We start from the raw sequence: 19,487 nt of genomic DNA on the forward strand, positions 1-19,487 counted from the left end.
AGGCATTCATTGTTCGCCGACCCGGTTAAGAACCCAACGAATAACAGCGCCGGGTCTGGGCCCCGTTGCGGTAACGCCCCCGGTGACAACAATTTGATTGCACCGTCTGGTTTCGCCGTCCCCAACATAAACCGAACTTTCCACGGAAACATTTCCGCCATCGGCATGGAACTGCCAGCCCACCCCGGAGGGCAGGCGGAGCAACACCGAAGCCCCGTCTTGCATGGGGGATGCCGAAATGCCGGGATGGAGATGAAAGCGTAAATGAAAACTGCGGGGACGACCGCGTCGCCAAGGCCACAAGCGACCTGATTTTTCATTTTGGTTTTTGCGGGCATAAATGCGTGCAGGGTTTTGTCCGCCTGGGGGAAGAAGAATATCTTCACCCCGCAATTCTTCGCCGCCTGCAGCCAGCCATAATTTGCGCTCATGAATAAGCCCAAAGCCACGCACGTAACCATCGTGGCGTCCTTCAAGCCAGGTGGCACCGTTGTCTTCACTGCGGCGCTTGGTTACAGATTCTGGGTGTTTTCCAATTTCACTGCCGCGCCCCGGGGCCTCAAAAATTTCCGTGGAATTGGTTTCGCCAATGCTTAGCGTCGAATGCGCCGCCGTTGCCCTGAGCCCTTGTCGCCAAGATGCCCCAAGACCGGGCCCCCCCCCGCAATTGACGATCAGGCGTTCCTTGCCGATGCTCATTTCAAAGGAAAGGGTTCCAGCAAAAACATGGTCCCGTGCCCCATTGGGCGGGGGTGCACCAACATCGGCGATGATTAAGGTTCGATTGGCGGTGATGCGTTCAAAGCCGGAATGGGGTGCCGATGCATGGGGTTTGCCCGGTGCATCGGCGCGGCTTAACACCATATCGATTAACCACGCTTCGCCCTCATCGGAATCGTTGAACAGGGCCAACCCACCGTCACCATGGCGGAAAAATCGCAGCATCGGTGCCATGCGATCAATGGCATTCTGGACGCCATGGGGGGGAAGGTGTCCAGAATCAATCAGGGCCGCGCGGATATCCACCAGATCGCGAAGGATGGCAAATTGCTGCGCGGGGCTACGTTCATGATGGCCTCCATCTCCTAGAATTTGCCGAGAAAGCTCTTTCTCAAGACGGCCAAGGATGCGCTGGAGCTGGCGGTCATTTCCAAAAAGGGCACTGGCGGCAAAAACCTGGCCTTTCAAAACAGAAAGGCGCCGTGCCCCCGCAAGACCGTCTCCCCAGGCACCATTTCCCAAACGTAAAAGATGGCGTGATTGGTGGGAAAGGCTTTTCAGGAATGCATCCATAAATTCAGGACCTGCCCCCTGGCAGAGAAAGTCTGCACTGGAAATCCAGGCGCTGACGCGGGCGCTGAGAATATCGGGCCGCCATGAAAACCGGTGCCATGTCCCCTGAGCTGATATCCAGTCCGATATCAGCCGGCGGGCTTCAATCCGTGTTGCCTCTCCGCCCGCAACCCGAAGATCGCGCAGCCACCCAAATTTGTGCAATTCCGATCGCCATGCCGGGCCATAGGTTTCGGTTTCCCATAACCCATTATGGCCCCCATTATTTATTGTGGGCTCACACTGATGGGAATGCCCTGCAAACGAAAATGTGCCGCCGGTGATGTCGCGTCCGCGATCGGCATTGCCGGGCCATGGATCGATGGGGATGAAACAAAATTTGCTGGCAACCCGGCCCCGGAGGGTAAAAGTGTGGAAAGACGTCCCATAAAACAGGGATTTTACCCCATAAATCAATGCTTTAAGGTTGCGCACAATGGGCCGCTTGGCCACTGCAAGATGCCAGCCAGAGGGCGGATTTTGGAGCTTTTTGGGGGTGTTCGCTAAATCGGGCGGATGGTTTGTGGGGGCTGGCCCAGACATGGGCGCGTTCCGTATTCAGGCCGCGCCGCGCAGGCGGGCAATGTTGGCGGCATATGCATCGGGGCCACCGGCAAAGGTGGCCGTTCCTGCAACCAGAAGATCGGCCCCGGCCGAGACGGCGCGTTTTGCGGTTTCCGCATTAATCCCACCATCAACTTCTAAATCGATGTTGCGACCTGTTGCATCAATACGTTTTCGAATTGCTTCGATCTTGGACAGTTGGGAATCGATGAATGCTTGTCCGCCAAAGCCTGGGTTAACGCTCATGACAAGGATCAAATCGACATCGTCGATGACGTTGTCGATAACATCGACTGGTGTTGCCGGGTTAAGGGCAATGCCTGCTTTTTTGTCGAGCGCATGAATTTGTTGCAGGGTGCGGTGTAAATGGGGCCCGGCTTCGGGGTGGACGGTTATGATGTCCGCCCCCGCACTGGCAAATGCTGGCACATAACAATCAACGGGTGAGATCATCAGATGGACATCAAAGGGTAGGTCTGATGTATCGCGCAGTGCGCCGATGACATCGGGTCCAATGGTGATGTTGGGAACAAAGTGCCCGTCCATAACGTCGACATGGATAAAATCCGCACCGGCTTTGGTAACGGCCTTGATCTCGTCGCCCAGCCGCGCAAAATCGGCGGCAAGGATGGAGGGGGCTATGCGAACAGGGTTAGGCACAACGCTTACCTAGCAGCTTCGTTTAAACGCTGCAAGCGTGCGGCATAAAATCCGTCCATGCCACCTTTTTCTTCTAAATGCATGGGCAAAGTCCTGAGATCGCCTGAAGGGGTGATGAGTGTTTCCATTCCACCGATAGTATCGGCGCTAAGGGGGGTGCGGGTAAAGTCCGGATGACGATCAAGAAAGCCTTCAATCCGCTTTTCACCCTCTGTTGGGTCCAAAGAGCAGACAGCATACACAATATCGCCGCCCGGTTTGACCGAACGCGCAGCGGTTGCCAGCAGGCGGTTTTGCAGATCGCCCAACGATGCGGCATCATTTTTGCTTTTGATGTGGGGAATGTCGGGGTGGCGGCGCAAGGTGCCCGTGGCCGTGCAGGGCGCGTCCAGCAGAACACCATCAAATAAGGTATCGGGTTTAAAGCGCCCCCCATCTTCATTGATCAAATTGGCTTTAAGGCCTGTACGTTCTAGGTTCTCGCCAACGCGGCGCAGCCGGTTTTTGGAAACATCCAATGCCGTGACGTCTGCCCCCATGGCTGCCAATTGCAATGTTTTGCCACCAGGTGCGGAACAAAGATCAAGAATGGTTTTCCCCTTAACATCTCCAAACAACCGCGCTGGCAATGCGGCCCCGGCGTCTTGAATCCACCACGCCCCTTCTTCAAAGCCGGGCAAATCCGGGATGGCCCCGCCGGGTGCGCGGCGCAGGCTGCCGGTTGGCAAAATTTCGGCTTCAAGGCGTTCGGCCCAGATTTCTGCGCTTTTTTGGTCTTTAAGGGTGATATCCAGCGGCGCTTCGGTCATGTGAACGCGGGCGATGCGTTGACAGGCATCGGCACCAAAATCACGTTCAAGCGATTGCCACAACCAATTGGGGGTGTTGAGCCGGGGCCCGTCCAGTTGATTAAGGGCATCTTCGCCATCGCGCACAATGCCGCGCAGGATGGCATTGACCAGCCCCTTGAAGCGCCCGCCTGCGATCGTGGCGGCAATGGTGACAGCGGTATCTACTGCCGCATGGGCCGGGGTTTTGAGAAATAATAATTGCACGATGCCAAGGGCCAGCAGGTGGTGCACCTTGGACGCGCTGTTGGGCAGCGCTTTTTTAAGCCGCGCATCGATCAGTGCATTAATTTCACCATCGTGACGCAGACAATCGGTGACAAGCAAACGGGCGAACGCCCGGTCACGTTTTTCCAGTGCACCAAATTCAGGATGGGATTCAAGGGTAACCTCAAGGGGGGTTTTTCGGTCGAGAATTCGGCATAGCGCATCAAGGGCAACCTTTCTTGGGTTCCCGGTGGTTTTGGCGCTGGTGTTGGTGCCAGTGTTGGCAGTTGTCGTGGACATGGGCTATTTGACCATAAATTGGTGGAAGCGGAAAGGCAGGCATGTTCGGGGCTGAATTAATTCCCGGACTTAATCCCAGGGCGTTTCGGTTTCTTGTGGCGGCTTTGCCCCCGCCATTTCACGCAGTAGGCGCACCCGGGTTTCGGTGGCGGGATGGGTGGAAAACAATCCATCCATCATATGGCCATGGAGTGGGTTGATAATAAACAGATGGGCCGTGGCAGGATTTTCTTCTGCCCTTTGGTTATCGACCCCGGCGGCAATGGTATGAATGCGTTCCAGTGCGGATGCAAGCCATAAGGGGTGGCCGCAAATTTCTGCACCCATGCGGTCGGCGGCGTATTCGCGAGTGCGTGAAATGGCCATCTGCACCAGCATGGCCGCCATCGGTGCCAGCATAGCCACCATCAAGGTGCCAATCAGGCCAAGGGGGCCGCGATTGCCCCGGCCAAAGAAAAAAGCAAAACTCGCCAACATGCCAATGGCCCCGGCAAGGGTGGCCGTAATGGTCTGGATCAGGGTATCGCGGTTTTTGACATGGGCCAGTTCGTGGGCCATGACCCCGGCAATTTCCTCATGGGACAGGCGCTCAATCAACCCAGAGGTGGCGGCAATGGCGGCATGTTCTGGATCGCGCCCTGTTGCAAAGGCATTGGGCTGGTCTGTCTCAATAATATAGACCTTTGGCATGGGCAGATCTGCCTTGCGCGCCAGTTGTTCGATAATGCCATAAAATCCGGGCGCGGTTTTTGCGTTCACGGCCCGCGCGCCATACATGGACAAAACCATGCGGTCCGATTTCCAATAGGCAAACACGTTCATTGCACATGCAATGGCCAGCGCAATCAGCGCGCCGCCCTCTCCTGCAATCATATAGCCCACGACCAGAAACAGGGCGGTGATGGCAGCAAGAAGGATGGTTGTGCGAAAAAAGCTCATCTAGAACGCTCTGTTTTGGTGTAATGAAGGGGTGTGGGCTTTACTTGGATTTAGACTTGGATGGCCCGCTGGCGCTATTCAAGGGACATATAGACATAATGTGGTAGGGACATGACAGAAAAGACTAAAAAAACGCCTGAAAAGCCCGAAACTGCGGCTTTAAACAAGAAGCCTGCACCAGAATCGGTAGAGAAAACCGGGGATGCGGCGGCTGAGGCCCCCAGACCTGATCCCACCCGTTTCGGGGATTGGGAAAAAAACGGTCGCTGTATCGACTTCTGAACGCAAGTTGTACTTGATTTGTTCTTAATTAAGCTCTATGAGTTTATGCCTATAGGGCATCGGTAATTCGGGGATAAATCCTCGGGCGCAATGTTTGGCGCCGCCCTTCTTCTTATGAGCCTTCGGGCTCCAAAGATTGAGGATGAAATCGTGATTCACAGGATTCAGCGGTTTGCTATCTTTATTGGCCTTGTTTGTGTGTGCTTAAGCCTGATGGGGGGCGTTGGGCCAACGATTTCCAATAGTCTGGCCAATAGTAAAGCAGCTCTTTCGTCGACATCATCGTGGCCCGGGGTTCCGGGTGTGTTGGCGGGGCCTGTTATGGCGCGGGTTATCCGGGTTTACGATGGCGATACGATTTTGGTCCGTGCTCGAATTTGGGTGGATCAGGAAATCGAAATCCGTGTCAGGCTTGCCGGTGTGGATACCCCGGAAATCAGGGGTCAATGCGCGGGGGAAGAATCTCTGGCTTTAAAGGCCCGGGATTTTGTGATCGAAAAAATTGGCCATGCCCCCGTGCGGCTTCACCAAATTCATTATGGGAAATATGCGGGCCGGGTGGTGGCGCGCATCATGACGGGCGACCATCAAAATCTTTCAGCCCTGCTGATCCGCGCTGGCCATGGCCGTCAATATGATGGTCGTCGCCGGGGCAATTGGTGTCGGGATTAAAAGCACTTAATGATGTTTGTGCGCCCCGGTCTTCATAACGCGGTCAAATCGTTCTAACCTATTCCTATGAAGAACCGCTCATCCGTTTGTTTTACACCCGTGCGCAGTCGTGCCGCATTCGGTTTGGTGTTTGGTTATGGCGTTCTGGTTCTTGCACCCATTGGGGCCGGAATTGCTTGGGGGCGCTGGCCTGAGGGCTGGCCCGGGCTGGCGACGGGTCTGGGCATTGCCGGGCTCGCCATGCTTTTGGTGCAGTTTCTTTTGTCGGGCCGGTTTCGGTTTATCGGTGCCTGCGTCGGGATAGACCGGGTGATGTGGTTTCATAATTGGGCCGCGCGGTGGCTAACCCTGTTTCTGGTTTTGCACCCCTTTCTATATTTTGGCGACATGTTATGGACGGACCCGCCCAGGGCCTTTGGTCAATTCATTGACATGGCGGCTTCTCCGCTGTTTGCCAGTGGGGTGATTGCCTGGGGGCTTCTTTTGGTCATCATGGCAGGCGCGCTGTGGCGCAGACGGATCGGACTTGATTATGAATGGTGGCGTCTCAGCCACGGCATCGGCGCCGTGCTGATCATTCTGGCCGGGTTGCATCATATGTGGACCATGGGCGGCATCGGTGCGGGCTACCCTGTAATTTTGGTATGGATAATATTGGCATTGGTTGCGGCGATTGCTGCGCTGCACATTTGGCTGTTACGTCCCCTGTCGCTGACCCATCACCCTTATATGGTGAGGACGGTTGAGGAAGTGGGTGCTGCACGCTGGATTTTGCGCATTGCGCCGGAAAAGGGTGGGGCCCTTCCCTTTCGCGCTGGACAATTCGCATGGCTGACGGTTGGGGAAACCCCGTTTTCAATTGGCGAACATCCCTTTTCCATATCGTCCGCACCCAATAACGGTGATGTGGTGGAATTTCTGATCCGGGAAGCGGGGGATTTCACCAGCCATATCGGCGACATCAAACCCGGTGCCCGGGCATGGCTGGATGGCCCCCATGGCGCGTTTACTTTGCCCGATGCAGACCAGCACCGGGATGGCCGGGTTGTCATGATTGCCGGTGGGGTGGGGTTGGCCCCCATTCTTTCTATTCTTCGGGATCAGGCAGGCAAAGGGGACAGGCGAAAATTCCATCTGATATTTGGCAATCGGACCGAAGCCCAAATTGTTATGGCCGAAGAACTCCAATCCCTTGGGCGCACGCTGGATCTTAAGGTGGACATGGTGTTATCGGAACCAAAGCCTGGTTGGTCCGGGGCCACGGGCCAGCTTTCAGGGGAAACCCTTGACGGGCTTTTGTCTGATGAAGTGACCGATGCATCGACACTGTTTATGTTATGTGGGCCGCCAATGATGGTGGACGTCGCGACGGATTATCTGTCTGACCACGGGGTTGCGGGCAAACAAATCATCGTGGAACATTTTGATTTTGTCTGATGGCCGCGCCGCGCTATCGGTTGCCCATTCTTGAGCCTTTGAACAGCCAGTAAAAAAGAATGGCGACCCCAAAGGGCAACAGCAGAATTAAATCATTGGCCTGCATGTTCAGACGCTTCGCCCCATACATCAGCCCAAAGGTCATCGCCACCGATGCGACATAGATGGTGGTGCCGCCGACGGCAGCAAAATTAACGGTCTTGCCGTTGGAATACAAAACGTAACCCCCGGCCAATGCGGGCATCAGGGTGGATAATAAAATTATGACAAGCTTTTCGTCCACGATATGGGATTCCCTTAACGGTTAAGTCGGTTGTTGATCAGGTCGTCGACCACGCCGGGATCAGCCAGCGTTGATGTGTCACCCAGATTGCCATAATCGTTTTCAGCAATTTTGCGCAGGATGCGGCGCATGATTTTCCCTGATCGGGTTTTAGGCAGGCCAGGCGCCCATTGCAGCATATCCGGGGTGGCAAATGGGCCGATGTCTTTTCGCACAACTTGGATCAAATCAGCACGAAGGTCGTCTGAGGGTTCAGCCCCGGCCATCAGGGTGACATAACAATAAATGCCCTGCCCCTTAATGTCGTGGGGATAGCCAACAACGGCGGCTTCAGAAACAGATGGATGGGCAACCAGCGCGCTTTCCACTTCTGCTGTGCCCAAACGGTGGCCTGAAATATTCAGCACATCATCGACCCGGCCAGTGATCCAGTAGTAACCATCTGCGTCGCGCCGGCAGCCATCGCCTGAAAAATATTTTCCGGGGAATTGGCTGAAATAAGTTTCCTTGAACCGTTCATGATCCCCATAAAGGGACCGCATCTGTCCGGGCCATGAATCGCCAAGGCACAGGTTGCCAACGCCTTCACCAATAATTTCAGACCCATCCTGGTGGCACAAAACAGGCGTGATGCCAAAGAAGGGCCGCGTCGCAGACCCGGGTTTAAGCGCCGTGGCACCTGCCAGTGGCGTGATTGCAATGCCGCCGGTTTCGGTTTGCCACCAGGTATCAACGATGGGGCATTGCCCACTACCAACCACTTCGAAATACCACCGCCAGGCTTCGGGATTAATGGGTTCTCCGACACTGCCAAGCAGCCGCAGGCTTTTGCGCGATGTTTTGGTAACCGGTTCATCGCCGCCCTGCATCAGGGCACGGATCGCCGTGGGCGCGGTATAGAAAATATTGACCTTGTGCTTATCGACCACCTGCCAAAAACGCGATGCATCAGGATAATTAGGCACCCCTTCGAACATCAACGTTGTGGCTCCATTGGCTAACGGCCCGTAAACAATATAGCTGTGTCCCGTGACCCACCCGACATCGGCGGTGCACCAATAAATGTCGCCGTCATGATAATCGAAAACATATTGGTGGGTCATGGCCGCATAGACCATGTAGCCACCGGTGGTGTGCAACACGCCCTTGGGTTTTCCGGTGGACCCGGAGGTGTAGAGGATAAACATCGGGTCTTCGGCATTCATCTTTTCAGGCGGACAATCTTCTGATGCGGCTTCCATTGCTTCGTGGTACCAGACATCGCGACCCTCAACCCAGTTGATATCGCCCCCGGTGCGCCGGATGACAACGCAGGTTTCAACGCCGTCACATTTTTCGATGGCGGCATCTGTATTGGCTTTAAGCGGGATGGCTTTGCCGCCCCGCACGCCTTCATCGGCCGTGATGATGCAGGTGGATTCGCAATCTGTAATCCGACCGGCCAATGCTTCGGGCGAAAACCCGCCAAACACAACCGAGTGCACGGCCCCAATCCGCGTACAAGCAAGCATGGCATAGGCGGCTTCGGGGATCATGGGCATATAAATGGTAACCCGGTCGCCTTTTTTGACGCCTTGGGCTTTCAGGACGTTGGAAAATTTGCAGACTTCGCGATGGAGTTCCCGGTAGGTGATATGGGCATCATCATCGGGGTTATCCCCTTCCCAGATAATCGCGGTTTGATCGCCCCGGCTTTCAAGGTGGCGGTCAATGCAATTGGCAGACGCATTTAATTCGCCGTCGGAATACCAGCGAATATTGACGTCGCCCTCAAAGCTTGTGTCCTTGATTTTGGAATAAGGGGTGATCCAATCGAGGCGTTTGCCCTCATCGCCCCAAAACCCTTCCGGGTCCGCAATAGAGCGTGCGTACATTTCTTTGTATTTGGCATCGTCCACCCATGCCGCCTCGGCAACACGGTTTGGTACAGGAATAATTTCCTCTGTCATGGTTTCCGCTCCCCCTTTTCCCCCGTTTTGCCCTGAGGCTGGGGGGATTGAATGATGATAGAAGTATTGATCCATGGGGGCCTTTGAAACAACCCCCAGAACGCAGGTTTGGCCAAAATCAGCCGATTGGCACTAATTTTGGCAAAAAAACGCGATTAAACCTAGAAATAATACGGGATTTACTGGGGGCCGTGGGGAATGGTTTGCCCGGGCAGCCCATCAACGGGCAGGCTGATTTCGCCTTCGACCATGGTAATGGTCACGGGAATCAAATGACACCCCGGGCAAATGGGGCCATAGATCATTTCGCCGGTTTCAATGATAAATTCCGCCGCATGCATGACACAAAAAATATGGGTCTTGGGCCGGTTCAGGAAAATATCGGTTTTCCAATTGAGCGGCAGGTGCTGGTGGGGGCAGTCATTGACGTAGGAATAGGCGTGGCCTGCCTTGCGGACGACAAAAATTTCAACCTCACGGCCATTGTCATAAACAATGTTAAACGCTTTTGTGCCGGGGTCTTCCAGATCATCAAGGGTACATAGCGCATCCCCTGGGCGCACATTTCTAGGCAACTGTGTAGACATAAAATTTTAAGCCTTGGTATCGACCATGTGGACGAAATAATGTTCCTTCACCACCTCGACAATTTCGACAACCGTTTTTTGAAAAACCGAATGGCTGCCTTCAATGGCAAAATGTTTGGGGTTTAAGATTCTGGAAAAACTTTGCGCCACGTGGTTACGGTGCTGGATATAAACAGACCGGCTTTGGCATAGGGATCGTTTTTGGAAAATTCTTTTGCGGCATCCAGATTTTCGGCATCAATTATGACAAGACTGCCCATGGGGGTTTCGCCATCGTCCATCAAAACGGGCCCTGCAATATAAAGCGCATCCCCGGCATCACGCAGGTATTGAAGATGTTCTTCGCGGGTGCTCATGCGCAGGTCCAAAGATTTGGGCTTATCAATGTTGATGATGGCAAAATACATTTTCGATCTCCGTCTTAATTCAGTGGTGTGCGTTGTCAGAAAACAACACGTTAAATTTAGTGTTTAGTTAAATTTCGTGTTTAAAGGGCCGTGATAAAAGCTCTGAAATAATTTGCTCGATTTGTGCATCTTCGTTGATGATCCGGCGCACCGCATTGGCAATGGGCATGTCTATGGAAAGCTGTTTGGCCAACGCGGTGACAGGCCCGGCAGTGTGGGCCCCTTCGGCGACGGTGTGGCGCGAAAACAAAATATCTGCGGCCCGGCCACCCTTGCCAATTTCCAGACCCAAAGAATAATTTCGTGAATCGGTCGCCGTGCAGGTCAGGACCAGATCACCTAGTCCGGACAAGCCCATGAGTGTCTGCACGTCACCGCCAAGGGCGACAGCAAGACGCGTCATCTCTGCCAGACCACGGGTGATCAATGCGCTTCTGGCATTTTGACCAAGGTCCAGCCCGGCAACAATGCCACACGCGATAGCAATCACATTTTTGACCGCCCCACCGATTTCGGCACCAATTACATCCTGGCTGATATAGGGCCGCAACCGGTTCGATCCAAGCAGACCAGCAAGCCGTTCCCCAAGGGCGCTATCATTGGCGGCAATGGTGACGGCGGTGGGCTTTCCGCGCGCGACTTCTCCGGCAAGGGTGGGCCCGGACAAGACGGCCAGCGGTGTTTTCGGCAGGGTTATTTGAACGACATCTGATAACAGCATGCTGGTCTCAGCCTCAATCCCTTTGGCACAGATAACGGCGGGAACGCCTTCATCTATATGGGGGGCAAGGGCGGTTGTGACGCTTCGCATATGTTGGGCCGGGGCAACCAAAAGCACGGCATCCCCCGCACCCATTTTGGAAATATCATCGGTCGCTTTTATGCCACCCGGCAAGACAATGCCCGGAAGGTATAATTTATTTTCGCTTGTTTTATTGATGCTCTCAACGGTCTCTGGTTCCCGTGCCCAGATCAAAACATCGGCGCCATTTTCTGCGCCGACTGCCGCCAGTGCTGTGCCCCAGGCACCACCGCCGATAACATTGATACGGTGGTTGGCCATTATTTAGATTCCATTTGGGGCGGGATGAAGAAATTAAAGGCGATCGAAATACGTGTGCCTTTGCCCAGATAGGGCCTGACCCCATGGCTTAACCATGCCGGAAAGAGAATCATTTTACCCACCTTTGGCGTGATGGTTTCTGCCGCTCCGGCGGATTGGCATCCAGCAAGGGATATTGCCAATTCTGGCAAATACATCGCCGGCATCACGCCGCGTGGGTCCATGATCTGGAAGGCCCCGCCAAGGGCTGGGTCATCACCGATGCCACCGTCATCAACATAATAACATCCCGATAGAAAACTCCCCGGGTGGGCATGGAAATCGTTGGCATGGCCTGTGCGATTGACGTTGGCCCAGGCGTTGATCCGCCAGTTCACCTTCACCGGTTTTCCGGTCCGATCCCCGGTCAGGCGATCTGCAATGGAATGGGCAATGCCCAGAACTTTCATACCTTCTTTGCCACCCCATTGATCAAAATCGTCGGCCGATTGCCATCCCGATAGATTGGAAAATGTAACACCGGGGGTTTCCTTTTCATGGGCCAAAATGGTTTTTGCCAGCCGTGAATTTTCTTCCCCATCCATGGGGGTCTGGGCAATGATCACAGGCGTTGGAAAGCAGCCTTTGACTTCTATGCCATCGGCTTCTGGTTGGGCTGCGGTTTCGGTTTTGTCGGTCATGGCGCCTGTTATCTATCTCAAAGAATTATGTGTGTATTGTTCCTGTCCCCCGCCTTGGACGCAAGGGGCCAAAAAATTTAAGTTTTATTATTTTTCTTTGTTTTTTGTATTCGCACCCTCATCAATCAATGCGGCATCACGGCGGGCAATATAGGTTGTCGCTGCGGCAATGATGGCGGCCCCCACCCAGGTCAAGGCATCGGGGAATTCTCCAAACAAGGGATAGGCAACAAACGCAACAACGGGCAGGCGCAGAAAATCCAGTGATGCCACCACCTTGGTTTCGGCCGTTACCAGGGATTTGGTCAATGCATAATGGGCAAGCCAGCCGCCGAGTGCGAGAAACACCAGCCATGGCCAGGCCTCCATGGGCACCGATACCCAGTTAAAGAGTGCCGGGGGCAGCGTAAACAGGGCAATAAACAGGTTTGACCAGAACATAATCACCATGGGCTTTTCATTGAGCGATTGGGTTTTCATCACCACCAGGGTGGCCGCATAAAAAACCGCCGATAGCAAAATCGCGCTGGTAGCCAAGCTAACGTCGATAAACCCCGGTCGAATGATGACCAATGCGCCCATAAAGCCAACGGCCATGGCAGTCGTGCGGCGTATGCCCACCCGTTCGCCCAGAAACAAGACCGCAAGCAACAGTGCAAAAAGGGGCAAGGTGAATTGCAAGGCAACGGCATTGGCCAGAGGAACAAGGCCAAGGCCCCAAAACCAAAGGATCATGCCCATGCCGTTTAATCCGCCCCGCATGACATGAAGGCCAACCCGTTTGGGCTTTACACCAACCCAGCCGACCTTTAACGCCCATGGCACCAGAAACGCCACAGCAATCAGATTGCGCAAAACAACAATTTCAGTCGATGGCAGGTAGGGGGTCAGGATGCGCACGCCAACGGGAACGGTGGCAAAGGCACACATGGCCAGCAAAGCCCACAATATGCCGCGCATATTGGCATTTAAGGGGGGCTTCACCCCGGGTTCAGACGACATTGCTGCGCACTTCTTCTAAAGGCCAGCGCGGGCGTGGTGCGAAATCCAGTTTATCGGTCAGGCCCAATTGTAACCGTTCAATGCCAGCCCAAGCCACCATGGCCCCATTGTCGGTGCAAAGTTCATGGGGCGGCGCTGAAAGGGCAAAGCCGATGCTGGTGGCCATATCATCTAGCCCGGCCTGCAATGCTTGATTGGCGGCAACGCCGCCTGCGACAACCAGATTGCGGGCACCGGGATGGGTGGCGCGAAACACATCAAGGGCAGCTTTTGTGCGCTCTACCATGATGTCGGTTACGGCACATTGAAAGGATGCGGCCACGTTGGCGACATCTGTGTTGGAAAGCGCACCCGGCGGCAAAGCATCAATGGTCCTGCTGACAGCCGTTTTTAGGCCCGAAAAGGAAAAATCGCACCCAGGCCGGCCTTTCATGGGGCGGGGAAGCTTGAAGGCGGCCCCATTGCCAGATTTTGCTGCCGCCTCAACCGATGGCCCGCCGGGATAGGGGAGATCCAGCATTTTTGCCGTTTTATCAAAGGCTTCTCCGACGGCATCGTCAATGGTGGTGCCCAGTAAATGATACTGGCCAACCCCTTCAACGCTGACCAATTGGCAGTGCCCCCCCGTTGCCAGCAAAAGCAGGTACGGAAAGGCGACATCGCTGCAAAGGCGCACGCTCAGGGCATGGGCTTCCAGATGGTTGACGTTGATCAATGGCTTATCCAGAACCTGGGCCAGGGTTTTGGCGGTCATAACCCCGACAATGACGCCACCAATCAGGCCCGGGCCGCCGGTGGCGGCAATGCCATCGATATCGGCCAGAGTGATGGCTGATTCTTCGATCGCTTCGCGCACCAGACGATCAATATGATCAAGATGGGCACGCGCTGCAATTTCTGGCACCACGCCGCCATAGGGCGCGTGTTCTTCCAACTGGCTGAGAACACGATTGGAAAGAATTTCGCGTGCGTCATTCACCACGGCGGCGGCGGTTTCATCGCAGCTCGATTCAATGCCAAGAATAATCATTGTGTGTGTGGGTTCCGTCGGTTTTAAAAGTTCAGGGGGCGACCAACAAGCCCTCAATTCAGGGGCGCACCTTACACCGCATGGTCACGATGACCAACACTACAAGCGCGCCAACGTCCAGTTTGCCTTGCACAGTGTGGTTCAGACGATTAAACACGATGTCATGGCCACGAACGCAGAAAATTTCAACGGGATCATTAAAATCGGAACGCGGGGAAGCCCGTTGGCATTGGCTCAGGCCAATATGGTTCGGGACCTTTTGATGGCGGCACACCCGGGTATGGCGGTCGATCTTTCCATCATTAAAACGTCGGGTGATCAATTTCTGGATCGTCCCCTTGCCGATATTGGCGGCAAAGGATTGTTCACCAAAGAAATTGAAGATGCCCTTCTTGCAGGCGAAATTGATATTGCCGTCCATTCCATGAAGGATGTTCCAACGGCGCTGCCTTTGGGCCTTGGCATATTTTGCATGTTGGTCCGTGAAGACCCCCGCGATGCGCTATTGGTCCGAGATGCATCGATTAATGCCATTGAAAATTTGCCCCAAGGTGCACGGGTGGGCACGGCTTCGCTTCGGCGGCGCGCACAATTGCTATCGGTGCGCCCTGATCTTGATGTTATTTCTTTCCGGGGCAATGTTGGCACCCGCATGAGAAAACTGGAAGCCGGTGAGGCGGACGCGACGTTGCTGGCAATGGCCGGGCTCAATCGTTTGGGCATGGCGTCTGCGGCCAGTGTGATTCTCTCTACCGATGACATGTTGCCAGCTGTTGCCCAGGGGGCGGTTGGCATTGAATGTCGTGAAGATGACGCCCGGGTGCGCGATTTGCTTGGCCCCTTGAATGATGTGCCCACGGGCACCGTTGTGGCCGCGGAGCGTGCCCTTTTGGCAGAACTGGATGGTTCTTGCCGCACGCCGATTGCGGCTTTGGCATTGATCGATGATGGGGGCGGGCTTTCACTTGTTGCCCGTGTCTTTGCCCCCGATGGCGGTGCCCGGTTTGATGCGATGCGCACAGGCAATATTGGTGATGGTGAAGCTATGGGCCGTGATGCGGGCCAGGAATTGCGCGCCCTTGCCGGAACAGCATTTTTTGAGTCGTTAAAGGATTTGTAATGGCAGATCGCCCGCGCGCATTGGTGACGCGTCCCCTTGATGACGCATCGCCGTTGGCAGAAAAACTATCTGCTATGGGGTTTGAACCTGTTGTGGAACCCCTGCTTAAAATCCGGTTTCTCGATGATGTGGAAGTTGATTTTGAAAATGTTCAGGCATTTGCTTTTACGTCGGCCAATGGGGTTCGCGCATTGGTTCGCTTTGGCTGTTCAGGCTTTCCCGCTGCTTTGTCTGATGCACCGAAATATGCTGTCCCCCTTGATCTTCCGGTCTTTGCTGTTGGTGCCGCAACGGCGCATGCGGCGCGTGCGGCGGGGTTTAAGCATGTGACAAGTGCGGATGGGGATGTGGATGATCTTGCGCGCCAGATCACAGAAACCTGTGATCCGACAAAGGGCGCCATTTTACATGTGGCCGGGCGCAACCGCCGCGGTGATTTGGCCGGTGTCCTGGAGGATGCCGGGTTTGAAGCTCAGCGGGTCACATTTTATGAGGCCGATTTAGCGACAACATTTTCCGATGACACCTTGGCCCTGATCAAGGGCGGGGAAATTTGCACCGTGTTGATTTTCTCCCCACGAACCGGGCGTCAATTTGTTAGTCTCATGAAACAGGCGGGTATTGTTTCCAATGCATCGTCAATGTGCCTTGCGGCCTTAAGCAAGGGGGTTGCGGTTGGCGCGGCTGGCCTTCCATGGGGTGAAATCAGGATGGCCGATGAACCCAATGAGGCTGCGTTGTTAGAGACGATCAAGCGTTTTTCGGAAAAAGGAAAAACCTGATGGCATCAAGTGGAGAGGGTGGCAAAAGTAGGCCGGCGACAAAAGCCAAGGCCCCAAAAGCGGATCAGGCGCAAAAAAAACGCTCTGCAAAAAACACAGACGCCGAAAAGAATGCGCCTTCCTCTTTCGGTTTTATGGCGGGTCTCGTCAGTGCATTCATCCTTATTGCTGTCGTGATCGGGGGTGTGATTGGGGTGCCTGCAATCCGTGACAAAGCCCATGCGTTGATGGCATTGGCGGGTATTCAGGTGGTCCCGATTGCCACTTCGCCCCCTGTCACGCCCCCTGCGCCCATTGCGCTACCTGTGGCCGTCATGCCACCTGTTTCCCCTGCATTGAATGCCCGCATTGCGGCGCTGGAGACAGCATTGGCGGCAATCCAACAGCGCGCTTTAACGCCCGCTGCAACGCCCGCTCCGGTTTCGGCGACATCAAATGCTGACATGATCCTTTTTGCGTTTATCTATGCTCTGGATCAGGGACGCCCCTTTGGGGCCCTTGAACCACAGGTTCGCACCGTGATTGCGCCAGATTTTGTGTCGCGTCTGGATGCGCTGATGCCGTTTGCAGAAAAAGGCATTCCCGGGGTCCTGATGTTGTGGCGAAACCTTGGCACACTGGCAGCAAACGAATTGAAGGATGATTTGGCAAAGACACCCGCAAAACCGGCTCATAAACCGGCTGCATCTATGGCTGAGGGCACCCCTACCGGGCTTTGGGGGCGGATTAAGGCGCGCCTTAAGGGCATGGTGAACGTGCGCCGAATTGGAGAAATAAAAAAGCCCGGAAATACGGCTAAACCCTCTGATGCGCCCGGAATTCATGGTTCTCTTGATGCCATTTTGCAGCGCTTTGGCCCCAGCGGCCCCGGTGGCACGGTTGGTGATCTGGCGCGCGCTTTGCATTTGGCCGATAGCGTGGATATCAGCAGCCTGAAAGATGGTGGTGCATTTGATCAGTGGCGATCCGCGGCCCGGGCAAGGATTAACGCGGCATCGTTGGCAGAAGAACTGGGCGGGGCTTTAATGATGCTCAAAAAATCCCAGCATCCAACAACGCCTTCAACACCGCAGCCATAGGGCAATGCCATGTCTCGGGTGATCTGGTTTCTTATTCTGGCCGTCCTTGTGATCCCCGCCGTGGGCTGGTTTGCCGGTGATCCGGGCAGGATGGTTCTTGAATTTCGGGGCTGGCAGATAGAAACCTCTGTGGGGCTTATGGCGGGCGCCATGATTGCGGTCGTTATCAGTGCCATCCTTATCTACAGTGTAGTTTCCACAATCCTGTCTGCACCGCAGCGGTTAAAAAAATGGCGTTTGGAAAAACGCCGTGAAAAGGGATTGCGGTATCTTTCCCGTGGGATGGTGGCCGTTGCAGCAGGGGATGCGTTGAGCGCACACCGTGCAGCACAGCGTGCAGAAAGGCTTCTTGATGCGGTGCCGCTGACGCTTTTGTTGTCTGCCCAGGCCGCCCAGCTAGAGGGGGATGAAAAGGCCGCCGAAAAATATTTCAACGCCATGCTTGATCGTCCCGATATGGAATTTTTAGGGTTGCGCGGCCTTTTAATTCAGGCGGGCCGTTGCGGCGATAATGCCCGTGCCCTGGCGTATGCGGAACGGGCAGCGGAAATCAAGCCTGATGCCCCATGGGTTCAAACCGCATTGTTCGAATTGGCGGTTAAGGCGGGACTTTGGGGGGAAGCCGAAGATGCGCTGAAGCAGGCGGTTCGTCGCGGCGGGATTGATCGTGTCACGGGGGCACAGCATCGTGGGGCAATTTTGCTCCAGCAAAGCCATGAAGCAGAAGACAGAAAATTTATTGTTGAAGCGCGGGAACTCGCCAAACGGGCGCGTCGCGCCGCGCCTTCATTTGTTCCCGCAGTGCTGCGGTTGGCCACCCTGGACATTGATAGGGGCAATAAACGCTCGGCCAAAAGAATTTTGGAACGCGCCTTCAAAACCCAGCCCCATCCAGATATTGCCAGCACGTATGGCAAATTGGCAGAAGGCGACGGCGATGATCTTTTGCGCGCCCGGCTGCGGTTAATGGAACGGTTGCTCAAACTTAACCCAGATCACCCAGAAAGCCATTTTGGCGTTGCTAACGCTGCCCATAATGCTGGTTTGTGGGATGAAGCGCGCGCGCATGCAGCGGCAGCGGAAAAACATTTTTTGAATTCTGGCACCCCACCAGCGCGCCTATACCGGTTGCTTGCCAGCATCGAAGAAGATGAAAAAGGGGACCGTGATGCGGCCGGTCGTTGGTTGATGCGCGCAGGAGATGCAGCATTGGATCATCGATGGATTTGCAGTTCTTGTGGGGCAGGGTTTGTAGCCTGGACGGCGCCTTGTCCGCAATGCCAATCGTTTGATTGTCTTCATTGGGATACACCAGAATCTGTTTCGGTTATTTCTGATATCAGCGGAACAGATGGTGCTCATATTGGCGTGGATGATAATAGTATCAAATTAACGAAACCGTCCTTTAAAGGCGGGGATGAAGATTAGGGATTTCCGTCTTATTCATTTCGCGCTAGTGTGCGCGCGTTAGTGCCAAAATTGTTGCCGCCTTAGCTCAGTTGGTAGAGCATCGCATTCGTAATGCGGGGGTCGCAGGTTCGAATCCTGCAGGCGGCACCATTTTTTATTCGCATGCCAGCGTATAAAAATCAGAGAAATTCTTAATTTTTTTCACGAACGATGCACGCAAAAAACGGCGGCGCCAATTAATTGGCCATCAAAATAGACGCGTAATTTTCTAAATAAATTTTTTGCGCATGACGATATTTGATTTTTTGATGATGTAATGGTGCAATTAAATTCATTGACGATTACTTTTTGTTAACCTTAACTGACTAATGCTCAGCACGGTTTAGTATTAGTGCCCACAAATTTGGGAAATTCTTGATCTTTGAATTACAGAGGAGTCAGATGATGGCTGCTAAGACGACCACGAAGAAAAAGCCTGCCGCGAAGAAAAAATCTGTCGCGAAGAAAAAAGTTGTCGCTAGAAAAAAAGTTGTCGCTAAGAAGCGGCCCGCAGCGAAGAAAAAAGTTGTTGCGAAGAAAAAAGTTGTCGCCAAAAAGAAGGTAGCAGCGAAGAAAAAGCCCGCAGCCAAAAAGAAGGTAGCAGCGAAGAAAAAGCCCGCAGCCAAGAAGAAGGTTGCAGCGAAGAAGAAGGTTGCAGCCAAGAAAAGGCCCGCAGCGAAGAAAAAGGTTGCAGCGAAGAAGAAGCCAGCAGCCAAGAAGAAAGTTGCAGCCAAGAAGCGGCCCGCAGCGAAGAAAAAAGTTGCGGCTAAGAAGAAGCCAGCAGCCAAGAAGAAAGTTGCAGCCAAGAAGCGGCC

At 54.3% G+C, this 19,487-nt stretch carries 20 protein-coding genes and 1 tRNA gene; 9 read left to right on the forward strand and 12 right to left on the reverse strand.

Translation table 11 applies throughout. The annotated features are described in order from the left end of the window. Positions 1–6 precede the first annotated feature (6 nt). From HOJ08_01440 to htpX, 4 genes are all read right to left on the reverse strand, one after another. Positions 7–1,875 (reverse strand): hypothetical protein, encoded by a 1,869-nt coding sequence (locus tag HOJ08_01440; GenBank protein MBT5672101.1) that lies wholly within the window; start codon positions 1,873–1,875, stop codon positions 7–9. 15 nt (positions 1,876–1,890) lie between these two features. Further along, the gene (locus HOJ08_01445) at positions 1,891–2,556 is read right to left on the reverse strand and encodes a ribulose-phosphate 3-epimerase (protein ID MBT5672102.1); all 666 of its coding nucleotides are present in this window, start codon (positions 2,554–2,556) and stop codon (positions 1,891–1,893) included. 5 nt (positions 2,557–2,561) lie between these two features. Continuing rightward, on the reverse strand, positions 2,562–3,911 hold the full coding sequence (locus HOJ08_01450) for an MFS transporter (protein MBT5672103.1): 1,350 nt from the start codon (positions 3,909–3,911) through the stop codon (positions 2,562–2,564). Between the two features lie 69 nt (positions 3,912–3,980). Then, the gene (gene htpX / locus HOJ08_01455) at positions 3,981–4,850 is read right to left on the reverse strand and encodes a zinc metalloprotease HtpX (GenBank protein ID MBT5672104.1); all 870 of its coding nucleotides are present in this window, start codon (positions 4,848–4,850) and stop codon (positions 3,981–3,983) included. 111 nt (positions 4,851–4,961) lie between these two features. Between htpX and HOJ08_01460 the strand changes: the two genes are divergently transcribed. From HOJ08_01460 to HOJ08_01470, 3 genes are all read left to right on the forward strand, one after another. After that, positions 4,962–5,132, forward strand: coding sequence for a DUF1674 domain-containing protein (locus HOJ08_01460; protein ID MBT5672105.1), 171 nt, complete (start codon positions 4,962–4,964; stop codon positions 5,130–5,132). A 150-nt stretch (positions 5,133–5,282) separates the two neighbouring features. After that, positions 5,283–5,804, forward strand: a complete 522-nt coding sequence (locus tag HOJ08_01465; protein ID MBT5672106.1) for a hypothetical protein — start codon at positions 5,283–5,285, stop codon at positions 5,802–5,804. A 99-nt stretch (positions 5,805–5,903) separates the two neighbouring features. Next, on the forward strand, positions 5,904–7,241 hold the full coding sequence (locus HOJ08_01470) for a ferredoxin reductase family protein (protein ID MBT5672107.1): 1,338 nt from the start codon (positions 5,904–5,906) through the stop codon (positions 7,239–7,241). A gap of 13 nt (positions 7,242–7,254) precedes the next feature. Here HOJ08_01470 and HOJ08_01475 read toward each other — a convergent pair whose 3' ends face one another. The 8 genes from HOJ08_01475 to tsaD all read right to left on the reverse strand — a co-directional run bounded on the left by HOJ08_01475 (position 7,255) and on the right by tsaD (position 14,242). After that, the gene (locus HOJ08_01475) at positions 7,255–7,524 is read right to left on the reverse strand and encodes a hypothetical protein (protein ID MBT5672108.1); all 270 of its coding nucleotides are present in this window, start codon (positions 7,522–7,524) and stop codon (positions 7,255–7,257) included. 14 nt (positions 7,525–7,538) lie between these two features. After that, positions 7,539–9,473: an acetate--CoA ligase gene (gene acs / locus HOJ08_01480; GenBank protein MBT5672109.1), complete on the reverse strand. Its 1,935-nt coding sequence runs from the start codon at positions 9,471–9,473 to the stop codon at positions 7,539–7,541. A 179-nt stretch (positions 9,474–9,652) separates the two neighbouring features. Further along, positions 9,653–10,060, reverse strand: a complete 408-nt coding sequence (locus HOJ08_01485) for a Rieske 2Fe-2S domain-containing protein (GenBank protein ID MBT5672110.1) — start codon at positions 10,058–10,060, stop codon at positions 9,653–9,655. Between the two features lie 122 nt (positions 10,061–10,182). Further along, positions 10,183–10,467: a YciI family protein gene (locus HOJ08_01490; protein ID MBT5672111.1), complete on the reverse strand. Its 285-nt coding sequence runs from the start codon at positions 10,465–10,467 to the stop codon at positions 10,183–10,185. A 67-nt stretch (positions 10,468–10,534) separates the two neighbouring features. Beyond that, positions 10,535–11,530: an NAD(P)-dependent glycerol-3-phosphate dehydrogenase gene (locus tag HOJ08_01495; protein MBT5672112.1), complete on the reverse strand. Its 996-nt coding sequence runs from the start codon at positions 11,528–11,530 to the stop codon at positions 10,535–10,537. Next, positions 11,530–12,210 (reverse strand): hypothetical protein, encoded by a 681-nt coding sequence (locus HOJ08_01500; protein MBT5672113.1) that lies wholly within the window; start codon positions 12,208–12,210, stop codon positions 11,530–11,532. Before HOJ08_01500 ends, HOJ08_01495 begins: the two co-directional genes overlap by 1 nt. Before the next feature lie 87 nt (positions 12,211–12,297). Further along, a complete protein-coding gene (locus tag HOJ08_01505) occupies positions 12,298–13,212 on the reverse strand; it encodes a DMT family transporter (protein ID MBT5672114.1) in 915 nt (304 codons plus the stop codon). After that, complete coding sequence (tsaD, locus tag HOJ08_01510) at positions 13,202–14,242, reverse strand: tRNA (adenosine(37)-N6)-threonylcarbamoyltransferase complex transferase subunit TsaD (GenBank protein MBT5672115.1); 1,041 nt, start codon at positions 14,240–14,242, stop codon at positions 13,202–13,204. Before tsaD ends, HOJ08_01505 begins: the two co-directional genes overlap by 11 nt. A 163-nt stretch (positions 14,243–14,405) precedes the next feature. Here tsaD and hemC point away from each other — a divergent pair, with 163 nt between their 5' ends. The 6 genes from hemC to HOJ08_01540 all read left to right on the forward strand — a co-directional run. After that, on the forward strand, positions 14,406–15,362 hold the full coding sequence (gene hemC, locus HOJ08_01515; protein ID MBT5672116.1) for a hydroxymethylbilane synthase: 957 nt from the start codon (positions 14,406–14,408) through the stop codon (positions 15,360–15,362). After that, complete coding sequence (locus HOJ08_01520) at positions 15,362–16,144, forward strand: uroporphyrinogen-III synthase (protein ID MBT5672117.1); 783 nt, start codon at positions 15,362–15,364, stop codon at positions 16,142–16,144. The genes hemC and HOJ08_01520 overlap by 1 nt, the downstream gene beginning before the upstream one ends. After that, on the forward strand, positions 16,144–17,223 hold the full coding sequence (locus HOJ08_01525; protein MBT5672118.1) for a hypothetical protein: 1,080 nt from the start codon (positions 16,144–16,146) through the stop codon (positions 17,221–17,223). The genes HOJ08_01520 and HOJ08_01525 overlap by 1 nt, the downstream gene beginning before the upstream one ends. A gap of 9 nt (positions 17,224–17,232) precedes the next feature. Continuing rightward, positions 17,233–18,651: a heme biosynthesis protein HemY gene (locus tag HOJ08_01530; protein ID MBT5672119.1), complete on the forward strand. Its 1,419-nt coding sequence runs from the start codon at positions 17,233–17,235 to the stop codon at positions 18,649–18,651. A 56-nt stretch (positions 18,652–18,707) separates the two neighbouring features. Continuing rightward, positions 18,708–18,783, forward strand: a tRNA-Thr gene (locus HOJ08_01535). A gap of 294 nt (positions 18,784–19,077) precedes the next feature. Further along, a partial coding sequence (locus HOJ08_01540) for a histone (GenBank protein MBT5672120.1) occupies positions 19,078–19,487 on the forward strand: 410 nt, incomplete at its 3' end.

The sequence above is a fragment of the Rhodospirillales bacterium genome, assembly GCA_018666775.1.
Classification (GTDB): Bacteria; Pseudomonadota; Alphaproteobacteria; order SMXQ01; family SMXQ01; genus JABIXC01.

Excerpts from the sequence above, each read along its gene's own strand:
- HOJ08_01440 (MBT5672101.1), bottom strand. The coding sequence starts at position 1,875 with ATGTCTGGGCCAGCCCCCACAAACCATCCGCCCGATTTAGCGAACACC.
- HOJ08_01450 (MBT5672103.1), bottom strand. The coding sequence starts at position 3,911 with ATGTCCACGACAACTGCCAACACTGGCACCAACACCAGCGCCAAAACC.
- htpX (MBT5672104.1), bottom strand. The coding sequence starts at position 4,850 with ATGAGCTTTTTTCGCACAACCATCCTTCTTGCTGCCATCACCGCCCTG.
- HOJ08_01460 (MBT5672105.1), top strand. The coding sequence starts at position 4,962 with ATGACAGAAAAGACTAAAAAAACGCCTGAAAAGCCCGAAACTGCGGCT.
- acs (MBT5672109.1), bottom strand. The coding sequence starts at position 9,473 with ATGACAGAGGAAATTATTCCTGTACCAAACCGTGTTGCCGAGGCGGCA.
- HOJ08_01485 (MBT5672110.1), bottom strand. The coding sequence starts at position 10,060 with ATGTCTACACAGTTGCCTAGAAATGTGCGCCCAGGGGATGCGCTATGT.
- HOJ08_01490 (MBT5672111.1), bottom strand. The coding sequence starts at position 10,467 with ATGTATTTTGCCATCATCAACATTGATAAGCCCAAATCTTTGGACCTG.
- HOJ08_01495 (MBT5672112.1), bottom strand. The coding sequence starts at position 11,530 with ATGGCCAACCACCGTATCAATGTTATCGGCGGTGGTGCCTGGGGCACA.
- HOJ08_01500 (MBT5672113.1), bottom strand. The coding sequence starts at position 12,210 with ATGACCGACAAAACCGAAACCGCAGCCCAACCAGAAGCCGATGGCATA.
- HOJ08_01505 (MBT5672114.1), bottom strand. The coding sequence starts at position 13,212 with ATGTCGTCTGAACCCGGGGTGAAGCCCCCCTTAAATGCCAATATGCGC.
- tsaD (MBT5672115.1), bottom strand. The coding sequence starts at position 14,242 with ATGATTATTCTTGGCATTGAATCGAGCTGCGATGAAACCGCCGCCGCC.
- hemC (MBT5672116.1), top strand. The coding sequence starts at position 14,406 with ATGGCCACGAACGCAGAAAATTTCAACGGGATCATTAAAATCGGAACG.
- HOJ08_01520 (MBT5672117.1), top strand. The coding sequence starts at position 15,362 with ATGGCAGATCGCCCGCGCGCATTGGTGACGCGTCCCCTTGATGACGCA.
- HOJ08_01525 (MBT5672118.1), top strand. The coding sequence starts at position 16,144 with ATGGCATCAAGTGGAGAGGGTGGCAAAAGTAGGCCGGCGACAAAAGCC.
- HOJ08_01530 (MBT5672119.1), top strand. The coding sequence starts at position 17,233 with ATGTCTCGGGTGATCTGGTTTCTTATTCTGGCCGTCCTTGTGATCCCC.